Origin of the sequence: Mesorhizobium sp. BH1-1-4 (assembly GCF_020165665.1) — a bacterium.
Taxonomy (GTDB): Bacteria; Pseudomonadota; Alphaproteobacteria; order Rhizobiales; family Rhizobiaceae; genus Mesorhizobium.
On sequence record NZ_JAIUIN010000004.1, the window covers coordinates 127268 to 144796 of the forward strand.

15 protein-coding genes are annotated in these 17529 nt (G+C 59.2%); 7 read left to right on the plus strand and 8 right to left on the minus strand.

The annotated features are described in order from the left end of the window. Positions 1-74 precede the first annotated feature (74 nt). The 5 genes from LB569_RS09620 to LB569_RS09640 all read left to right on the plus strand — a co-directional run bounded on the left by LB569_RS09620 (position 75) and on the right by LB569_RS09640 (position 6029). Positions 75-1241 (plus strand): aminotransferase class V-fold PLP-dependent enzyme, encoded by a 1167-nt coding sequence (locus LB569_RS09620; protein ID WP_224692013.1) that lies wholly within the window; start codon positions 75-77, stop codon positions 1239-1241. A 78-nt stretch (positions 1242-1319) separates the two neighbouring features. Then, positions 1320-2786 (plus strand): aspartate ammonia-lyase, encoded by a 1467-nt coding sequence (locus LB569_RS09625; protein ID WP_224692014.1) that lies wholly within the window; start codon positions 1320-1322, stop codon positions 2784-2786. A gap of 39 nt (positions 2787-2825) precedes the next feature. Beyond that, the gene (locus LB569_RS09630; protein ID WP_224692015.1) at positions 2826-3938 is read left to right on the plus strand and encodes an S-(hydroxymethyl)glutathione dehydrogenase/class III alcohol dehydrogenase; all 1113 of its coding nucleotides are present in this window, start codon (positions 2826-2828) and stop codon (positions 3936-3938) included. A 42-nt stretch (positions 3939-3980) separates the two neighbouring features. Next, positions 3981-4553, plus strand: a complete 573-nt coding sequence (gfa, locus tag LB569_RS09635; protein WP_224692016.1) for an S-(hydroxymethyl)glutathione synthase — start codon at positions 3981-3983, stop codon at positions 4551-4553. Positions 4554-4703: 150 nt separating this feature from the next. Beyond that, positions 4704-6029 (plus strand): CapA family protein, encoded by a 1326-nt coding sequence (locus LB569_RS09640; protein WP_224692017.1) that lies wholly within the window; start codon positions 4704-4706, stop codon positions 6027-6029. Positions 6030-6200: 171 nt separating this feature from the next. Here LB569_RS09640 and LB569_RS09645 read toward each other — a convergent pair whose 3' ends face one another. After that, entirely contained in the window at positions 6201-6887 is a 687-nt protein-coding gene (locus LB569_RS09645) for a B3/4 domain-containing protein (RefSeq protein ID WP_224692018.1), read from the minus strand. A 42-nt stretch (positions 6888-6929) separates the two neighbouring features. Here LB569_RS09645 and LB569_RS09650 point away from each other — a divergent pair, with 42 nt between their 5' ends. Continuing rightward, the gene (locus LB569_RS09650; protein WP_224692019.1) at positions 6930-7553 is read left to right on the plus strand and encodes a helix-turn-helix domain-containing protein; all 624 of its coding nucleotides are present in this window, start codon (positions 6930-6932) and stop codon (positions 7551-7553) included. A 414-nt stretch (positions 7554-7967) separates the two neighbouring features. Here the strand turns inward: LB569_RS09650 and LB569_RS09655 are convergent, their stop codons facing one another. The 7 genes from LB569_RS09655 to LB569_RS09685 all read right to left on the minus strand — a co-directional run bounded on the left by LB569_RS09655 (position 7968) and on the right by LB569_RS09685 (position 16539). Continuing rightward, entirely contained in the window at positions 7968-8669 is a 702-nt protein-coding gene (locus tag LB569_RS09655; protein WP_224692020.1) for a response regulator transcription factor, read from the minus strand. Positions 8670-10100: 1431 nt separating this feature from the next. Continuing rightward, a complete protein-coding gene (locus tag LB569_RS09660; RefSeq protein WP_224692021.1) occupies positions 10101-10643 on the minus strand; it encodes a hypothetical protein in 543 nt (180 codons plus the stop codon). Between the two features lie 203 nt (positions 10644-10846). After that, entirely contained in the window at positions 10847-12364 is a 1518-nt protein-coding gene (locus LB569_RS09665) for a M81 family metallopeptidase (protein WP_224692022.1), read from the minus strand. Positions 12365-12464: 100 nt separating this feature from the next. Then, positions 12465-13280: an ABC transporter permease gene (locus LB569_RS09670; protein ID WP_224692293.1), complete on the minus strand. Its 816-nt coding sequence runs from the start codon at positions 13278-13280 to the stop codon at positions 12465-12467. Between the two features lie 28 nt (positions 13281-13308). Further along, a complete protein-coding gene (locus LB569_RS09675; RefSeq protein ID WP_411970200.1) occupies positions 13309-14199 on the minus strand; it encodes an ABC transporter permease in 891 nt (296 codons plus the stop codon). 2 nt (positions 14200-14201) lie between these two features. Then, positions 14202-15305: an ABC transporter ATP-binding protein gene (locus LB569_RS09680; protein WP_411970201.1), complete on the minus strand. Its 1104-nt coding sequence runs from the start codon at positions 15303-15305 to the stop codon at positions 14202-14204. A 100-nt stretch (positions 15306-15405) separates the two neighbouring features. Beyond that, positions 15406-16539 carry an ABC transporter substrate-binding protein gene (locus LB569_RS09685; protein WP_224692023.1) on the minus strand — a complete coding sequence of 378 codons (1134 nt, stop codon included), beginning with the start codon at positions 16537-16539 and terminating at the stop codon, positions 15406-15408. A gap of 210 nt (positions 16540-16749) precedes the next feature. Here LB569_RS09685 and LB569_RS09690 point away from each other — a divergent pair, with 210 nt between their 5' ends. Then, complete coding sequence (locus LB569_RS09690) at positions 16750-17469, plus strand: GntR family transcriptional regulator (RefSeq protein WP_224692024.1); 720 nt, start codon at positions 16750-16752, stop codon at positions 17467-17469. The last annotated feature ends 60 nt before the right edge of the window (positions 17470-17529 follow it).

The window sequence follows — 17529 nt, forward strand, 5'->3', positions numbered from 1 at the left end:
GGCAGTTTGGTCTCCGCCCGGATATGGAAGTGGTTCGCTCCGCCAGCAGCGTGGGTGGCCAGTCGGAGATCTAGATGAAGCAATACTATGATGTTGAGGCGGTGAGGAAGTTGTTCCCTGTCGCCGAGAAAATGACCTATCTCGACTCTGGCTTCCAGGCGCCAATGTCGACACCCGTGAAGCAAGCCCTCGAATTTTTTGTCAACGAAAGCTACGAGACAGCCGGCCCAAAGTCCGTATGGCTCGAGCGTATGGAAGCCACGCGGGCAAAGCTCGCGACCCTCCTCAACGCGACTGCAGAGGAGATCGCCTTTACCAAGAATACATCCGAGGCAATGAACATTGCCGCAAATGCATTGCCGCTGAAGGCCGGCGATAACGTCCTGATGATCCATGGAGATCACCCGAACAATGCATACGCGTTCTTGAACCTCAAAAAGAAGGGCGTTGAAATTCGGCTGATTGCGATGACGGACATCATCAACGGCGAAAGCTTCCGCTCTCAGATTGATGCAAATACCAAAGCCATCTCGATGTCGTACGTGACCTTTCATGCCGGACACCGCTTCAACATCGAGAGCGTAGGCGAGCTGTGCAAGGAGAAAGATCTCTATTTCATTATCGATATCATGCAGGCGGTCGGCATCGTTCCGATCGATGCAAAAAAGGTGGGCGCAACCTTCCTCGGATGCGGTACGCACAAAGGGCTACTCGTCCCGCAAGGTTTGGGCCTTCTCTACTGGGATCGCGCGCGAACCGAGTTGGAGCCGGCCTATCTCGCGGCAATCAGTCTCGACAATCCTCCTTCCGACTTCATCGCGCGCCCGAACGATTTGGTGGTGGCGGCAACCGCCGCAAGATTTGAAATCGGAAACTTCAACTTGCCGGCCATCCACGCCCTGGATGCCGCTCTCGATCTGATCGCCAAAATCGGGATCGACAACATTCAAGCGCATTGTTTTGATCTGGGTGACAGGCTCATCGCCGGGCTCGATGCGCTCAATGTCAACCTGGTAGGCCCCCGCGATCGCTCTCTTCGGGCGCCTCATATCTATGTGGCCGCACTCCCGGCAGATCAATGGATGGACTACTTCGCGTCAGCCGATGTGCGTGTCTCGCCAGAGCGCGACGGGATCCGGATCTCATTCGGGATGTTCAACAATGCTTCGGACGTTGATCGCCTCCTTGAGGTCATCAGAGCTCGAAACCGGACATCGGGCCAGTCGCCCAGGGCGGCCTAGTGTTCTGCGGTCCGTGGCGCTTGGACCGAGGGCTGTTCCCTATCAGCCCCTTCGTAAACATGCAGCCACGCAAGCTTGATGGATTGCCTGTTCCAGCGGTTCGCACCGAGGAGAGACACATTGACCAGCGCCCCACACGTTGAACGGATCGAGAGAGATTCACTTGGACCGGTCAGTATCCCAGCGGCTGCGTATTATGGGCCGCAGACGGCGCGAGGAATCGCCAACTTTCCGATCTCAGGGATAGCAATCAATCATTTTCCGAACTTCATCCGGGCGCTGGCCTGCGTGAAGATGGCAGCAGCGCGAGCAAACGCCAAACTCGGTGACCTCGACGCAGGCAAAGCCGATGTGATTTGCCAGGTATGCGAGGAACTCATCGTCGGCAAGCATCTTGGAGAGTTCCCGCTCGACGTTTTCCAGGGCGGTGCAGGCACATCGACCAACATGAACATCAACGAGGTGATTGCAAACCGCGGCCTTGAGATCATGGGGCTGCCACGGGGCAGGTATGACGAGCTACACCCCAACAACCATGTAAACTTCGCCCAGTCGACGAACGACGTCTACCCGACCGCGATCCGGGTAGCGATCCTGCTCTCGCAGGGGACGTTGCAACGTGCCCTGGACCAGCTCGCCAGCGACCTGGAAGAGAAGGCGCAGCAGTTCTCGAGCATCATCAAGCTTGGCAGAACCCAGCTACAAGACGCAGTTCCGATGACCCTGGGGCAAGAGTTCCAAGCGTTCGCCACCACACTGCGCGAGGACGTCGCACGCCTTGGTGAAATCGGCGCGTTTTTCCACGAAGTGAACCTCGGGGGAACTGCCATCGGAACGGGCATCAACACGAACCCCGACTATCAAGCCGAAGCGGTCGCCGAGCTGCGCTCGATTTGCGGACTGCCGATCGTGGCGGCCGGCAATCTGATCGAGGCCTGCTGGGATACCGGCGCCTTTGTCCTTTTCTCGGGAATGTTGAAGCGAACTGCCACGAAGCTTTCGAAGATTTGCAACGACCTGCGGCTGCTCTCCAGCGGTCCGCGTGGCGGCCTCAACGAGATCAACCTCCCGGCCCTCCAGCCAGGTTCGTCAATCATGCCCGGCAAGGTCAATCCCGTGGTTCCCGAAGTCGTCAACCAGGTTGCCTTCCAGATCATCGGCTATGACCTCACGATCACGCTTGCCTCCGAAGCGGGCCAGCTGCAGCTCAATGTCATGGAGCCGGTTATTGCTTACAACGTCCTGCATTCGCTTGAGCTTCTGACCAATGCCATTGACGTGCTCCGGACGAAGTGCGTGACGGGTATTACTGCCAATGCCGAGACATGCCGCAAGCATCTCGAAGCCAGCACTGCGGTCGCAACCGCGCTTACGCCAACGATCGGGTACGAGCGCGCCGCCGAACTGGCCAAGCAGGTGTTGGCGTCCGGCAAGACGATCCGCGAGGTCCTCGCCGAGCAGCCAGACCTTTCGGAGGATCTTATCGCACAAACCGCTGATCCGCACCTTTTGACGCGCCCAACGCGTTCACGCATGGCGTCGTGAGCGAGCCGCCGGTCGCACTGGATTCGAGGAACCCTATTTATGAAGAGCAGAGCAGCAGTTGCGTGGAACGCCAATACGCCTCTCTCCATCGAGACGATAGAGATCGGCGGGCCCCGGGCCGGGGAGGTCTTGGTCGAAGTCATGGCCACCGGCGTCTGTCACACGGATGCCTACACGCTTTCCGGCCTTGATTCCGAGGGAAAATTTCCTGCCATTCTGGGTCACGAGGGTGCCGGCATCGTTCGAGAGGTCGGCGCCGGCGTCACGATGCTGAAGCCAGGCGATCACGTCATCCCGCTCTACACACCAGAGTGCCGCCAGTGCAAAACCTGTCTGTCACAGCGGTCCAATCTCTGCACGTCTATTCGAGCCACCCAGGGCCTGGGGCTGATGCCGGACAAGACGACACGGTTTTCCTGCGATAGCGGTGAGATCTTCCACTACATGGGCTGCTCGACCTTTTCCAATTACACGGTCTTGCCTGAAATTGCGCTTGCCAAGGTCCGCGACGACGCGCCCTTCGACAAGATTTGCTACATCGGCTGCGGCGTCACGACGGGCATCGGAGCCGTGATCTACACGGCGAAGGTCAGGCCCGGATCGAGCGTCGTGGTCTTCGGCCTCGGCGGCATCGGTCTTAATGTCATTCAGGGTGCACGCATGGTTGGCGCCGACAAGATTGTCGGTGTCGATGTGAACCCTGCCAAGGCTGAAATTGCCCGGAAATTCGGCATGACCGATTTCATCAATCCCAAAGAGGTCGGCAACGACAAGGTCGTACAAGCCGTCCAGGATCTAACCGACGGCGGGGCGGATTACTCGTTTGACGCGACGGGCAACGTTGAAGTCATGCGTCAGGCCCTTGAGTGCTGTCATCGCGGATGGGGTGAATCCATCATCATTGGCGTTGCGGAAGCCGGCAAGGAGATTTCCACGCGCCCGTTCCAACTCGTGACAGGCCGCGTTTGGAAAGGCACTGCCTTCGGCGGGGCCCGCGGACGCACAGATGTTCCGAAGATCGTCGATTGGTACATAGAGGGCAAAATCAATATCGACGATCTCATCACGCACACAATGCCCTTGGAACAGATCAACACGGCATTCGATCTTATGCACGAGGGCAAATCGATCCGTTCGGTGATTATCTATTAAAAACGGGAACAGACTGCGCGTTGCAGCAAGCAGGAGGAAAATATGAGCACTCGACTTCTTCACCCATCTTTCCAAAACGGCATCCGCAAAGGGGGCGGCGAAAACGCTGGCGGGATTCTCACCTGCAAATGTTCCGACAGGCCTGTGAAAGTAAAAGTGTCAGGCGGAATTGCTCATAACCACGCCTGCGGGTGCACCAAATGCTGGAAGCCACAGGGTGCTGCATTCTCGGTCGTTGCGGTCGCACCGAGCGAGAACGTCTCCGTAATCGAGAATAGTGACAAACTGGTTGTCGTTGACCGTTCAGCGCTGATCCAGCGCCACGCATGTGGTGCGTGCGGCACGCACATGCATGGTCCGGTTGAGCGCGAACACGCCTTCCAGGGCTTGTCGTTCATCCACCCTGAACTGTTGGACAATAACAGCTGGCCCGAGCCAGGGTTCGCCGCCTTCGTGTCCTCCATCATCGAAGCTGGCGTCGATCCGTCGGAAATGGAAGGGATCCGTGCCACATTCAAGGATCTCGGCTTGGAGCCTTATGACTGCCTCTCTCCGGCTCTCATGGACTATCTCGCCACCTGGACGGCGAAAAAGAACGGGGTTCTTCACCAGTAATAGGCTTTGGAGTGCGCAGATGGCCGACGGCCTCTGCGCATTCCCGGCGCCCGTTGTTGTCGGCGCAAACATCCCCGAAGGCGTGTTCCACGCAACTGGCCCAACCTGGCGCTGAATACACACCGGTCCGGTGTGATCGGAGACGTCATAATGAACTCGATAGTCCCTCAGCTGCCGGTAAGCCCGTACAAATTCTATAGGCCTGACGCACGGTTGATAGAAATTGCCGCAAGAGGTGCGCTGCTCCTTGATTACTGGGACGCTCCGCTTGCCGACGCTGCTACCGATGGTGCTGAGTTCGGCTTCCGCGATGAGGTCTATTGGTTTTATAAAAGCGCACGGCCAATTACCAGGCCGCAGAAGGGCGCAGCTGATCTGTTAGAGCGCCGTGACAGCAGCGTTTTAAGACTGCCCAGTGGCTTTGCGACGCAGTGTACACTTTCCATGGGAACTGCGGGCGACCTGATACAAGCGGAAGGCCTTGAGCGGTCAAGAAATGTGCTGTTCTCGAATGTAGCCGACGTGCTTTTCGAGAAGGATGTGTCTTTCGCAAATTACGAATCCGTGGTCGCACAGGACGATGTGGTCAACGAAGCCCTGGGGGATGGCCGCTCATTTACGATGTGCTGCACAAAAGAGCAGTATTTGGCGCTGACCCGCCACAAAGACAAACGTTTCACAGTTCTAAATACAGCAAACAATCATACCTTCGATCTCGATCTCGCCGGTTTGGAAACGACACAGAAGCTGCTCGAGCAAGATGGAATCGTCAACATTGGTACACCGAAGTCTGCTGACGAGTACGGTCGCGGCACCATTTTGACCGTCAAGGGTATCAAGATCGGTTTCGTTTCTGCCGCGTTCGGTATCCGGAAATTCCAACTGCCGCCCAATGAGAAGCATCGCATTCACGTTGCCAAGCTCTGCTCCAAACATGTCGCCCCCGAGCTAGAGCTCTTGAAGCGCCAAATCGCGGATTGCAAAATGCTGGGCTGCGATTTCATCGTGGGCTCGCTTCACTGGGGTTGGGAATTCGAGTTCTTCCCCCGAGAGAGCCAGATTGAAGCCGCCCATGCCCTGGTCGAGGCGGGAGTGGATCTTGTCTTAGGTCATCATCCACATGTAATCCAACCGCTAGAGTTTTACCGGACGAAGCGTGATCCAAATCGGATTGCCGTGATCGCCTATTCACTTGGGAGCACTACCTTCGGCTGGTTCACGGCTCCGCACATGATGTTGAGTTTGCTGTTGGACCTCGAGCTATCGAAGGGCCTTATGGATGGCGCGCAGCGCACGTATATATCGGCAGCAAAGCCAATTCCGGTGTTCAGGCATCCGTTCATGCAGGATGGTCAGCTACTAATGCGCCTCGAGAAGCTCGCCGATCACGTCGCAGCTCGAGGCAGGATACCGCCTTCAGTTCAGAAAATGGACGAATACGCGAAGCTCGTCTTGGGAAACTCATACGCGTCATAGGTGGGAACCCGGCGATGCGCTGCACATGCTATTCGGCTGTGTGCTCCTTGCGCAGCACAACACCCGCGATTGCCGTGATGCCACCGCGAGATGATGATCGTTCCCCAGTCAAAGAGGTTGGTCGCAAACGGCCGCATCCCTCGACTGACCGTTCTGGGTTGATCGCCAGCGTTAGCCGACCATTATCTTCTGTTTGTAGATCTCACACCCTGGCGACAGCTCTCTTAACCCACTTATGAGCATGTTGGCGGCCTCTTCGAGCGCTTCCTGCGGCATCGCAGACAAGCTTTCCAAAATGAACCACATCCGCCCCCCTACGGTTTCCAGGCGGGTGCGCGTACCCTGCCGCCAGTTCCATCGCCGACATGTAGCTCCCACGTCGTCTCGCCAGATGACCTCTCCTTTGGAGGGCCTTTCGACAATCGCTTCGCCATTGGCGAGGGTCTCGAAGGGCTCTGTACCGTCGGCCATCGTCAGTCGTGGCCGTCCAACATATGCATCAAAGTTTTCGCCACCCACCGGTATCGCGAAACGCAGGCTCACTGCGTTGTAAAGGTCGACGACTGGGTTGATCGATGGAATGCGGCCATCCTTCTCCACGCGTTTCTTCAATGCCAACGCCGAGCACGGCGTGCGGTTTGGTTTTGCGCCGAACCGGCTGTATACGTCAGCCCAGTTGGCCAGATGTGCGGCTGCCCAATCCGGTCCCCCAGAGCAGACATAGTCACATGCGCTCTGCAAGACGTTGGGATCAGTCCCCGGCCTTTTCGTACCCTTGGCATCAACAAGAATGCTAATCGCCCGGAAGTCCGGGGCGATGCCCGCAATTTCCTTGTCGACCACCGGAAAGTTGAACACTGCCTCTGGCTCCCATTGACCAATTTGGTCTATATACCGACCATGAAGAAGAAAGTCAATATATCGACCGAAGCGGTCGCTGACGTTGAGCGCGTCAGCGCCACGGTGTCTCAAAACCTCAAGACGTTCAGGCGGCAAAACGGCCTGACACTCGATCAGCTGTCCCAAAAATCCGGTGTGAGCAAAGGCATGCTTGTGGAGATTGAAAAAGGGACCGCCAATCCCAGTATCGCGACGCTATGCCGTGCAGCGACCGCGTTGGGTGTATCTGTGGCCGATTTCGTCGGTGTGGCGGTGAGCGTGCCGGTGCGTATCGTTCCACCGCAGGACGCTTCCACCCTTTGGAGCGGTCCCAAGGGAGGCAGCGCTACACTCCTGGTTGGAACGCAAGGACCCGACCAGATCGAACTTTGGCGCTGGACACTGTTTCCCGGTGAGATATTTGAATCCCCTGGGCATTCGCCGGGGACACTCGAACTGCTGAATGTAGAGGCTGGCGAACTGACCCTGAAATTAGGCGACAGCTTACATCTCGTTCCAGCGGGTTCATCCGTGCTGGCGCGCACAGAAGACAAGCACGCCTACATGAACAGTAGCCAGCACGAACTCCGGTTTGTCATGACAGTGGCGGAGTTACAGCGGCCACGGGCGAGAACGGGTCTCTAGGCCGACAAGATCCAGTTCGCGCCAGTCCGCCGAAGACGCTCGGCGGCAAGATATCCGATGCATATTGCGCAAGATTGCCGAGGACATTTTTCAGCCTTCGGCGACACCTCGATGCCGACTGATCCGGCCGTCGTCTCAAATCCGGTTGCAAACCGGCAGGACAAGAAGATCTTTTACAGCACGAAGAGTGGCCGCTGCGGTGGCTTGCAGGCCACCATTGGCCCATAGGCGTCAACCGGCGACATTGCCGACCTGGTTCCAACCGAGCCGGCCGCCCACGAACCACTATCGTCAGCTTCGCAATGTGGCCTCTGCTGGCTTTCGGACATGCACGGTGCTGATAGAGGCGGTTTGAATGATGGGTGCAAAACAGTGCGGGTCCAGCGGTTCCACGCGCATCGCCACGGATCGGTGCTATTGATCGCGCTCGTCAAGTGCGTAGCCGCCTGAGCGGACGGTCCGAATAGTGGAACCCGATGAGACCGGCCTCAGCGCTTTTCTCAGGCGGCTAATATGGACGTCCACAGTGCGCGCATCGACACGACTGTTGGCAGGCCAGGCGGCCTTGATCAGGTCATCGCGGCTGGAGACACTGCCGCGGTTCTCGACAAGGTGGCGCAGCAGGTTGAACTCGATCGGCCCTACATGGAGCTGCCGGCCGGTGCACCGCATTTTATGGCTGGCGACCCTTACTTCGAGATCGCCGTAGGTCAGCGTTTCGCCCTCGAAGCCCTTGGGACGGGGTAATGCCTCCGCAAGCTTGGCTTGGAGATGGGCGAGCAGCTTGGCCGGCGCAAAGGGCCGCACGAAACTTTCATCAATGCCGGCTTTCAACAGTTCAAGGAGCTGGTACTCGGCACCGGGCGCGATCAGGGCGATGACCGGCTGGGCTCGGCAACGTGGGTCGCTTTTGAGCCGGGCGCAGACCGCCGGCCCGATGGCACCCGCCGGCTGGCAGTCGAGCACAAAGGCCTGCGGCTCCCGCTCACTGGCAAGCCGGACCGCTTGCTCGCCGTCCATGGCCAGTTCGTTTGCGAAGCCGGCCTCTTCCAGGATGTGGCCGAAGATCAGACAGAACTCCGCGTCCTCCGAACAGATTACGACCAGTGGCCTCATCAGCGCGCTGCCTCAACACCTCTGTCGGTCCCGATCAATAAGGCTGCAAGATTCGGGACGGCCTGCTATTGCCCCTAAGGCAAAGTTTATCTGTCGATGCTGCCGCTTCCAGTCAGCTGCCGATGGACAGCTTGGCAGATCGGCAATTTCAGTTTGACGTATAAACGTCTGTGCTACCGAAGCAAGCTTCCGCGGCGCCACACGAGAGGCGGCTCGGGAGGCCGGTGGGGACGCCGCTGCCCAGCTTCGGAAGCCTGATATTCGCGTTCAAATAAAAGACAAGCACACGGGCACCTCCGAATCGGGTGGGCAATCTATGCTATCGCAACCGGCAAGATTGCGGGACACCCAAGGCAGGCTTGCGCGCCAAGCATTATGCAATTGAAGAGGAGGTGCTTGTCTGGCTCGGCGAGCGTACCGCCGAATTGCACCGGCTCGTCGAGGAGATCTGCCGCGCATGTTCGCACAGCTGAGGGAGGCTGCAGACGGCTGACGGGCCGGTATGAGCCGCTGGTATCGATTGAGAGGCGAAACATTCCATAACCAGCCTCTACGAGAGAGTGTCGAGTGGCAAGCGTGTTTAAGAAAGCTGCAAGTGGCTGTTTTCAGGCTGACGAACCAAAAACCACGGCCGTGCATATGTCTGGCGGTGTATCATACGGCGCCCTTCGCCGGGGCCGGTCGGTCCCGCATCCCGCCTGACGGCGGCGCTATGCTGATGCTCCTACGGCCGCCCTGTTGAACCGGTCTCAGGGCCACGAACTTTCTCCAGCACCGAACTGACTTGCTCCCGCTGGCGGGCATTTCGGTGCTTCCGCCTTGTACGCCCCTTCTTTTAGGGGGCGCTGACGCGGCACGGCTGCGCCGACATGGATCCGCCTGGCGGCACTCTTCTTGGCTGAAGAGAGAGAGGCGCGCGGCCGTCTCTCCCAGCAAGCCGCCGCTGGCGGTTTCCCCTATCTGCCTCCCCTTCGCTCCGTGCAGCCCGGGAGACCCATCCGTCTCCAGGACTTGCCCTCGCTGCCCGGGCGGCCAGCTCGCATTGCGCTGCTGCGCCTCAGCTTTGAATTGCATCTGTAAGATTCCCGCGTATCCTGCTCATGCGCATGTGAGCATAAGGTGGCGCCCGGCGCGTCGACTAGCCACCCCCTCAAGAACCAGCATCGGCGTGGCGACCGAAAATGCTGAGGCAAGAGACCGCCATTCCCTAAGGAAACAGACATGGATAGCCATGCCGTTATTGCGTCCCTGCCAGTCGCTGGGGCCGACCGTACCGTGCTTATCGATGCCGCAAATGCGGCGTTCGAAAGGCGAGGAGCTGACTCGAACCCTTTGGGATCCCGAAGGCTATGTAGATGGTGAAAGCACCGCAGACATGTTGCCGATTTCACGAGAGGAGGCCGGGTACCTCGTTGATGTTTTCCTGTTGCATCACGTTGTCGAATTGGCAGTCGCAGCGGACTCCGAGGCCGCCGAATCTCGGCCTTGAACCTCACGGGCGGCAGCTGGGTTTACCTGAAGCAACCTGGGGGACACCCCGATCAATAGCGTGACTTTTACCGCCACCTCGTCAAGGGTGGCGGTGAGGCGAGTTATGTGCGAGGCGGTTGCGGCCATTTCTGGCCCGTAGCGAGTCACGAGGTATTCCCGGTTCTGACTGAGGGTCTGCAGATGCTTGGCGGTTTTCGCGCGAAGTAGCAGCCCCGCTGCCAGCGTATGTTCCGTCCGAGCAGACAAGTCGTGGTGCATTTTGCGGATCTGATTGGGATTGTGCCCGCGGTGGAGCAACAGGGCGGTCAGATAGAGTTCGATCGCATGGATTGCCGACAGTCTGAACGGAGCTCGGGTTAGCGGTTTCCCGGGCCGGCCGAGGGGAAGGAGGTGGTGTGCCGCCTTCCGGTATTCTTGCGCCAGTTCGTGAACCTGCTGCGGTGATGCCAACTCACCCGGATACTTGCCGTCCCCGATTGCCACTTCCGTCGCCCCCTACCGTCTGCGGTAGCAAGCATCCCATGCGAGCTTGATGTGCGCAAATGTCCACCCCAACCGTTGACCGTGGGCCGGACCTTTGCGAGCGTCGCCGCATTGCACAGGCTCGTCGAAGAGATCTGCCGCGCACGCCAGGCATAGCTGAGGGAAGCCGCAGACGGGTGAAGAGCTCGAGCCGTCTTTCAGTGTCAGCCGACTTTTTTGAGCGATTTGCCATACACAAAGGACCTGATCTCACGTTCAGGGAGTTCGTGTTCAGGCCAGAAGCGCGCTCTTTTCCAGTGCAGGAGTCCGGGTGTGTAGTAGCCAATACCTGGCGTCGCGACCCCGAGCGGCGTGCCGATCCCCGCGAAATTCAGTTTATAATGGTATCCGGACTTCACTACGACGAAATCCTGGCTGGCGACATCGATGCCTTGGCTCTCAAAAGCCGCCGGGTCATGCGTGAAACCCGGGCTGCTGGTCAGCAAGATGCTCAGCCGGTCATCGACAACCAGGACCGCCGTGTGGCCAAGGGATGTTTCTTCACCTGCACCGAACGGCCCCTTTATCACGAAGCGACCGTCGTTGATTGCCGCCACCACCCCGGAAACGGTGAGAGCTGCGAAACCAGGCGTCAAACGCCCGCCAATCCCAAGTGTAACCCGAGCGCCGATGCCGGCCTTGGCAGCGGCTTGCACGCTGTCAGGATCAGTCACCGGAATAGCACCCCGAAGCCTGTCGGCGCGCCCTAGCGCGTGTTCGATGATTGCCGTGCTGTCTCCAGGCGCCCCTGCAAGGACCCTGTCGCCCATGTCGGCAAGGATGTAGGGCCGCCGGCCACGATCTTGCCTAACCAGATCAAGCGCCTCGTCAATCGTGGAGAGATTGTCGCGGAAGCGCTCGCGCCAAGCCCAGAAAAGCTGGGCGAGCTCGTCTGCCGCACGCTGCGCAAGCTGAGTTGGGCCATGCGTCAGCACGACCACCGCTTGTCCCATATCGTTGTCATCCGCGTACGGATAGACGTTGAACAAGGAGATGTCCCATATCTCGGGATGGGCACCGGCGAGGGCCCTCGCACGCGCGTGGATTTCGGCAAGCGGTCCGCTCCCGGTCTCTGCTGCTCCCGGCAAGATCATGGGCACCTTGGCCATGGTGAGGACCGGTTCGAATGAGCCGTCTAGCATGGCGGCGAGACATTCGACGACGCGTTCGCCGCATGAAACCACGTCGGAATGCGGGTTCTCCTTGCATGCAATGCAAATTTCGACCGAACGGAGCATGGCTTGCGTGACATGGGCATGCAGGTCCAGACCGATCCCAATAGGGATGTCCAGCCCCACCGCCTCTCGCAAACGAACAAGAAGATCGCCGTCAGCATCCTGCACCTCGGTCGTGGCCATGGCCCCGTGCAATTCGAGTGCGATGGCATCATATCGTTCGCGGCGAACCAGAGCGATAAATGCCTCCCGGAATTGCGTGTAGAAGCTATGGTCTACCAGCCCGCCTGGGGGAGCAACGGCCGAGACGGTCGGCACCACCTCACAACCCAACTCGGCTGCCCGTTTGACAATCCCGCCAAGGGTTGTCCCGGAGTGCCCTGCGTGAGCGAGCAAGTCCTCGCCATGCCTGATTTCGAATGCCTTGCGCGACGTGACTTGCGAGCTGAAACTGTGCGACTCATGAAAAAGCCGCCCAACAAGAATGCGACGAGGAGTTGACGGCATCCCCCCGCGGCGGTGCCTTGTTTGGTTTGCTCCTGGCGAGGTTGCCCCATGCACCAATTTGTCTCCTTCTCGTAACAAGGGTTTCCCTGATGTCTGGGCGTCATTCCTGGCGGCCACGATCGCTTTGCCGGCTGGCAATCTTGATCGTGCTCATGAGCACCAGCGAAACCAGCGTCAGGATCGCTGAAACGGCCGCGATCACCGGTGTCAGGTTGAAATCAATGTCTTCGAACATCTTGCGCGTGATCGTCTTGCCCTCGATGCCGGAAATGAAGAAGGCGACCGTCGCTTCGTCGAAAGAGGCGAGGAAGGCGAAGACTGCGCCCGCGGCAACGCCCGGCCATATGTTCGGCAGCACGACGTGAATGAACGCCTGTATTCGCGTGGCTCCGCAATTGAGCGCTGCAAGCTCCAGGTTCGCGTCAAAGCGTTGCAGCGCAGCACTAACCGTGATCACCACGTAGGGGACAGCAAGCATCGAATGAGCAATGACAAACCCGTAGAAATTGCCGACCAGGCCCAGCGGGGCAAAGAAAAGGTAAAGCGCGACGGCAATGACGATATGGGGAACAATCAGTGGAGCCAGCGTCAACGCCTGCAGGAACTCTTTGCCCGGCACGCGGCCGCGGACCAGGGCGACAGCGGAAAGCGTGCCGATGATCGTGGCCGAGAATGTTGTGGCGACCGCAATGCGAAGGCTGAACCATGTCGCCGCCATCCAGTCTGGATCACCAAAATACTGTTGGTACCACTTGAACGTCAGGCCGTGCGGCGGAAACTCGATGTAGGGCGAGGTGCCGACTGACATCGGAATGACGATGAGTGTAGGCAAGACAAGAAAGAACAGGATCAGGCCGATCGGCAGCGCCGCAAGCAGCGCGGCCAGGCCGTTGCCGCTCTGGCGTTTTTCTCGCACGGCGCGTTGGGCAAGAGCCAAGTCTGCGTCAACCAAGTTTGAACCCCCCGTTGAGTGCGAGCGCGCGTCGGAAGACGACGACAAGCAACAGTGTCGCGAGCAGCAGGACGGCCGACAGGGCGCCGGCGAACGGCCAGTTGAGCAGTTCCGTCGTCTGCTGGCCGATCAAGGTCGACATCATGAGCGTGCCTGGCCCGCCGACGAGCGCCGGTGTGATGTAGAACCCTAACGACAGAATGAATGTGATGAGCACACCGGCGGTGACACCTGGAAGGCTCAGCGGCAGTGTGACGTGGAGAAAGGCCAGGAGACTGCCTGCGCCGAGATTGCGGGCTGCTTTGGGAAGATCGTCCGGAACCGTGCGGAGCACCGAGTAGATCGGCAAGACCATGAAGGGCAAGAGAACCTGCGTCATGGCCGCGACCACGGCGCCTTGCGTATAAAGCATCTGCAGCGGCGCCTGGGTCAGCCCGGTCTCCTGCAGGGTGTTGTTGATGACCCCGTTGCGCTGCAGCAGCACGATCCACGCATAGGAGCGGACGAGAACGCTGGTCCACAAGGGTATCAGTACACAGGCTGCAATCAGCATTGCCGCACGCCCCGAAACCCGTGCCATGGCCAGGGCTACGGGATAGCCGAGCAGCAAGGCGACAACAGTGACGAGGAAAGCAATCTCGAATGTCCGCCACAAAATGAGGAGGTAGAGCGGTTCCTGCAGGATGCGCAAATAATGCTTGGGGGTTGCCTCCGGGGCAAAGATGCTGCCCCAGAAAAGGCCTCCGATCGGATAGAGGAATCCACCCAACAGGAGCAGAAGAAGTGGCGTGACGAGAAGGAGCGATATTGCCGGCCCATACTCTCTGGACGACGTTGGACGGCCACGAAAGAAGGCGCGTCTCGTGATCGGCATGACAGACATCGTCAGCACCTCGCTTGAGGGAAAATGTGAACGGCCTTGCCTGGTATGGCCAAGCTGACGCGATCGCCTTTGCCGGGCTGCGAAATGTCATGACCCATGTGGGTCTGGACATGAACGATGTCTCCGCCGGCCAGCCGGACCAGGAAGGTGCGAAACGAGCCGACAAAAATGACGGCTTCGACAACGCCATCGAGCGCCGGCCTGTCTTCGTCTGCGGCGCGAAGCATCCGTATCTGCTCCGGGCGCACAGCCAAGCGCATTTTGTCGCCCGGCTTCGGCGCAGTTGCCAGTGTGGGCGGACACTGAGCTATGCGAATGAAGCCGTTGTGGCCAAGGCCGATCTCAAGACCGGTTCCATCGCATTGGCGGCATTCGCCTTCCAGGAAGTTGGTCTTGCCGACGAAATCGGCGACGAACGGCGTGGCGGGGGAGTCGTAAAGCTCGGATGGGGAGCCTATCTGCTCCAACGAGCCGTCGCGCATCACGGCGATGCGGTCCGACATGGTCATCGCTTCTTCCTGGTCGTGCGTGACGTAGATGACGGTCACACCCAGTCGCTGCTGTAGGCGCTTTATCTCGATCTGCATCTGCTCACGCAGTTTCTTGTCGAGCGCGCCCAAAGGTTCGTCCATCAAAAGCACGGGCGGCTCGAAGACGAGGGCACGCGCCACTGCAACGCGTTGCTGTTGCCCTCCAGAAAGTTCGTTCGGCAGGCGCTTCCCGTAACCCTCCAACTGCACCATGGCCAGGGCGTCGGCGACGCGGCGGGCTTTCTCGTGCTTGGGAACTTTGCGCATTCGCAGCGCGAAGGCGATGTTCTCGGCAACTGTCATGTGAGGAAAAAGCGCATAGCGCTGAAACACCATGCCGACATCGCGGCGGTTGGGAGGGACGTCAGTCACATCCCTGTCCCCAATCCAGATCTTGCCCGCGTTAGGCATCTCGAAGCCGGCAATCATCATCATCAGAGTGGTCTTCCCAGAGCCGGATGGACCGAGAAGCGAGAGGAACTCGCCGGGACGAACGTCGAGCGTGATTTCATTCACCGCGCGAACCGACCCGTACCGCTTGCCCAGTCCCCGTACCGATACATTCATGCCATCCACTGCCCAGCTTCCTCCGTTGGTCGTCTCTTCAGCGCCTTGCCACCTGGTCGGGAAGACCCATGGCGGCGTGGGTCCCTCTGTCTCACGCCAGTGCGCCTGTTCAGCTCGCAAGCCATGTGCTCCAGCGCTCCAGGACCGCTTCCCGGTTTGCCGCGAGCCAGTCACGGTCGATCTGGATGATCTGGGACCAGTTGGCGGGCTGAATGACGCTTGATGCCTGCGCATCCTTTGGCAGGAACTTGATAGCCTCGCGTTGAGCGGTTGATCCGAACGACTCCTGTGCGAAGGCGGCATGTGCCTGCGGTCGCGTGTAGATAAAGTCGAGGAGCGCAAGGCCGGCATTCGGATGCTGTGCGCCCTTGGTCACGGCCCAGAACGCGGCATCAAGTGGCGCTCCGTTCCAACTGATTGCGAGCGGAGTGTTCTCCGCGCGTAGCCGGAAGGCGCGGCCGGAAAACAGCATGGCCATGGTGACTTCGCGCGTGCGGAAGATCTGCTGGCTCTGATCGCCGCTCTTCCACCATACCGTCACGTGAGGCTTGATCTCGTCGAGCTTGCGGAAGGCGCGATCGACGTCCAGCGGGAACAAGGCATTACGCGCCACGCCATCGGCCTGCAGCGCTGCGATCAAGTTCCACCAGGGATTGCCGATATTCGGCAGTGCCCTCGGCCCGGGGTAAGCCTTTACATCCCAAAAGTCGGCCCAACTCGCCGGCTGCGGGTGGCTATCGGGGAAACTGCGTTTGTCGAACGCAAGGACGCCGCCGCCAATGTCAAACAGGACACCGTGGCTCAGACAGGCGCCGTCGACCCCGCGGCCACCGACGTCCGGCAGGCGGGCACAATCGCCCAGGTCCTCGAGGAGGTTCGTCACTTCCGGGGTGAGCGAGTCGATCGAAAGGGTGATGACGTCCCATTCAACCCGTCCAACCGATGTCATAGCCTTCAATTTTGCCAGCTTCTCGCCATAGCCGCCGCCGGTAGCGATCACCTCTATGCCGGTAGCCTCGGTGAACGGCAGATAGAAATGCTTCTTCACCAGGTCGCCATACGCGCCAGTGCCGCCCGCCACGACGACTTCGCGCTCTCCAGCCGCGCGGGCGCGCGCCACCAGTTCATCCAACGATGCAGCGACAACAGTGTTCGGCAACGCCAGGCCAGCGCCGATGGCACCAACGGCTCCTGCAGAAAATCTCAGCATCCCGCGCCTGTTCATCAACGTCCCAGAGTTCATGATTTCCTCCTTCAGCCGGCGCGGGCTTAGCGCTCGATTATGAAATATGAAATTTGGTGTAACAAAACTTTCAAGTTCGCGTCAAGACTGGCAAAGCCTTTGACCCGGAATTTTGTGGCGGCGGCCCCGTCTCGGGAATAGCTTGACCTTCAGTCTGCGCGATTCGATCCCCTTGTCTGGAGTTCGCGTGCAAGACGGCCGGGGGTTGTGATGTTTGCTACGTCAAAAGATAGAAACGAAGCGCTGCCGGGAGACCTGGCGCCGATCGGCCGGCATGGCAGCCTCGGGGAACTCGCCTACATTTCCCTGAAAGACTCTCTCACTCGCGGGGCGCTGCGGTCTGGCACGAAACTTACCGTTCGCTCCGTCGCTCAGGCGCTTGAAATCAGCACGACGCCAGCACGCGACGCCATCACGCGGCTGATCGGCGAGGGAGGGCTGGTCAATGCCGGTCCCAAGACCGTGATTGTGCCTAGCCTGACTTTGCCGGACCTTGATGAGCTGACCGCGATACGTCTGTCCCTGGAGGGGTTGGCGGCCGAGCAGGCCGCCAGCCGGATCACCAAGCAGGAGATCGGTGAATTGGAGCGTTTGCAGGAGCGCATCAATCTTGGTCTCGACGAGGAGCGCTACAGCGACGTGCTCGATGCCAATAAGGACTTTCATTTCCTCATCTATCGCCGCGCAGGCATGCGTCGGCTTGTGGCAATGATTGAATCGCTTTGGCTTCGCATGGGACCGGCCTTCAACGACCTCTACCCGGAATTCGCCGTGTCGCGAACGGGTGTTTCAAATCATTTGTGGGCCTTGCGTGGCCTTCATGATGGCGATGCGGCAGCCGTCCGGGGGGCGATCGAAAACGACATTCGCAGCGGTTATCGTCGCCTCTCGGCAATGATCGGAAATCAGGACGCCGCAAAACCGGACTGATCATCCGATTTTTGTTGCATCAAATATCAAAATCTGTTTTTCCTCACCCAATCGTCAGTT

Excerpts from the sequence above, each read along its gene's own strand:
- LB569_RS09620 (WP_224692013.1), top strand. The coding sequence starts at position 75 with ATGAAGCAATACTATGATGTTGAGGCGGTGAGGAAGTTGTTCCCTGTC.
- LB569_RS09625 (WP_224692014.1), top strand. The coding sequence starts at position 1,320 with ATGGATTGCCTGTTCCAGCGGTTCGCACCGAGGAGAGACACATTGACC.
- LB569_RS09630 (WP_224692015.1), top strand. The coding sequence starts at position 2,826 with ATGAAGAGCAGAGCAGCAGTTGCGTGGAACGCCAATACGCCTCTCTCC.
- gfa (WP_224692016.1), top strand. The coding sequence starts at position 3,981 with ATGAGCACTCGACTTCTTCACCCATCTTTCCAAAACGGCATCCGCAAA.
- LB569_RS09640 (WP_224692017.1), top strand. The coding sequence starts at position 4,704 with ATGAACTCGATAGTCCCTCAGCTGCCGGTAAGCCCGTACAAATTCTAT.
- LB569_RS09650 (WP_224692019.1), top strand. The coding sequence starts at position 6,930 with ATGAAGAAGAAAGTCAATATATCGACCGAAGCGGTCGCTGACGTTGAG.
- LB569_RS09655 (WP_224692020.1), bottom strand. The coding sequence starts at position 8,669 with ATGAGGCCACTGGTCGTAATCTGTTCGGAGGACGCGGAGTTCTGTCTG.
- LB569_RS09665 (WP_224692022.1), bottom strand. The coding sequence starts at position 12,364 with ATGCCGTCAACTCCTCGTCGCATTCTTGTTGGGCGGCTTTTTCATGAG.
- LB569_RS09675 (WP_411970200.1), bottom strand. The coding sequence starts at position 14,199 with ATGTCTGTCATGCCGATCACGAGACGCGCCTTCTTTCGTGGCCGTCCA.
- LB569_RS09685 (WP_224692023.1), bottom strand. The coding sequence starts at position 16,539 with ATGAACTCTGGGACGTTGATGAACAGGCGCGGGATGCTGAGATTTTCT.
- LB569_RS09690 (WP_224692024.1), top strand. The coding sequence starts at position 16,750 with ATGTTTGCTACGTCAAAAGATAGAAACGAAGCGCTGCCGGGAGACCTG.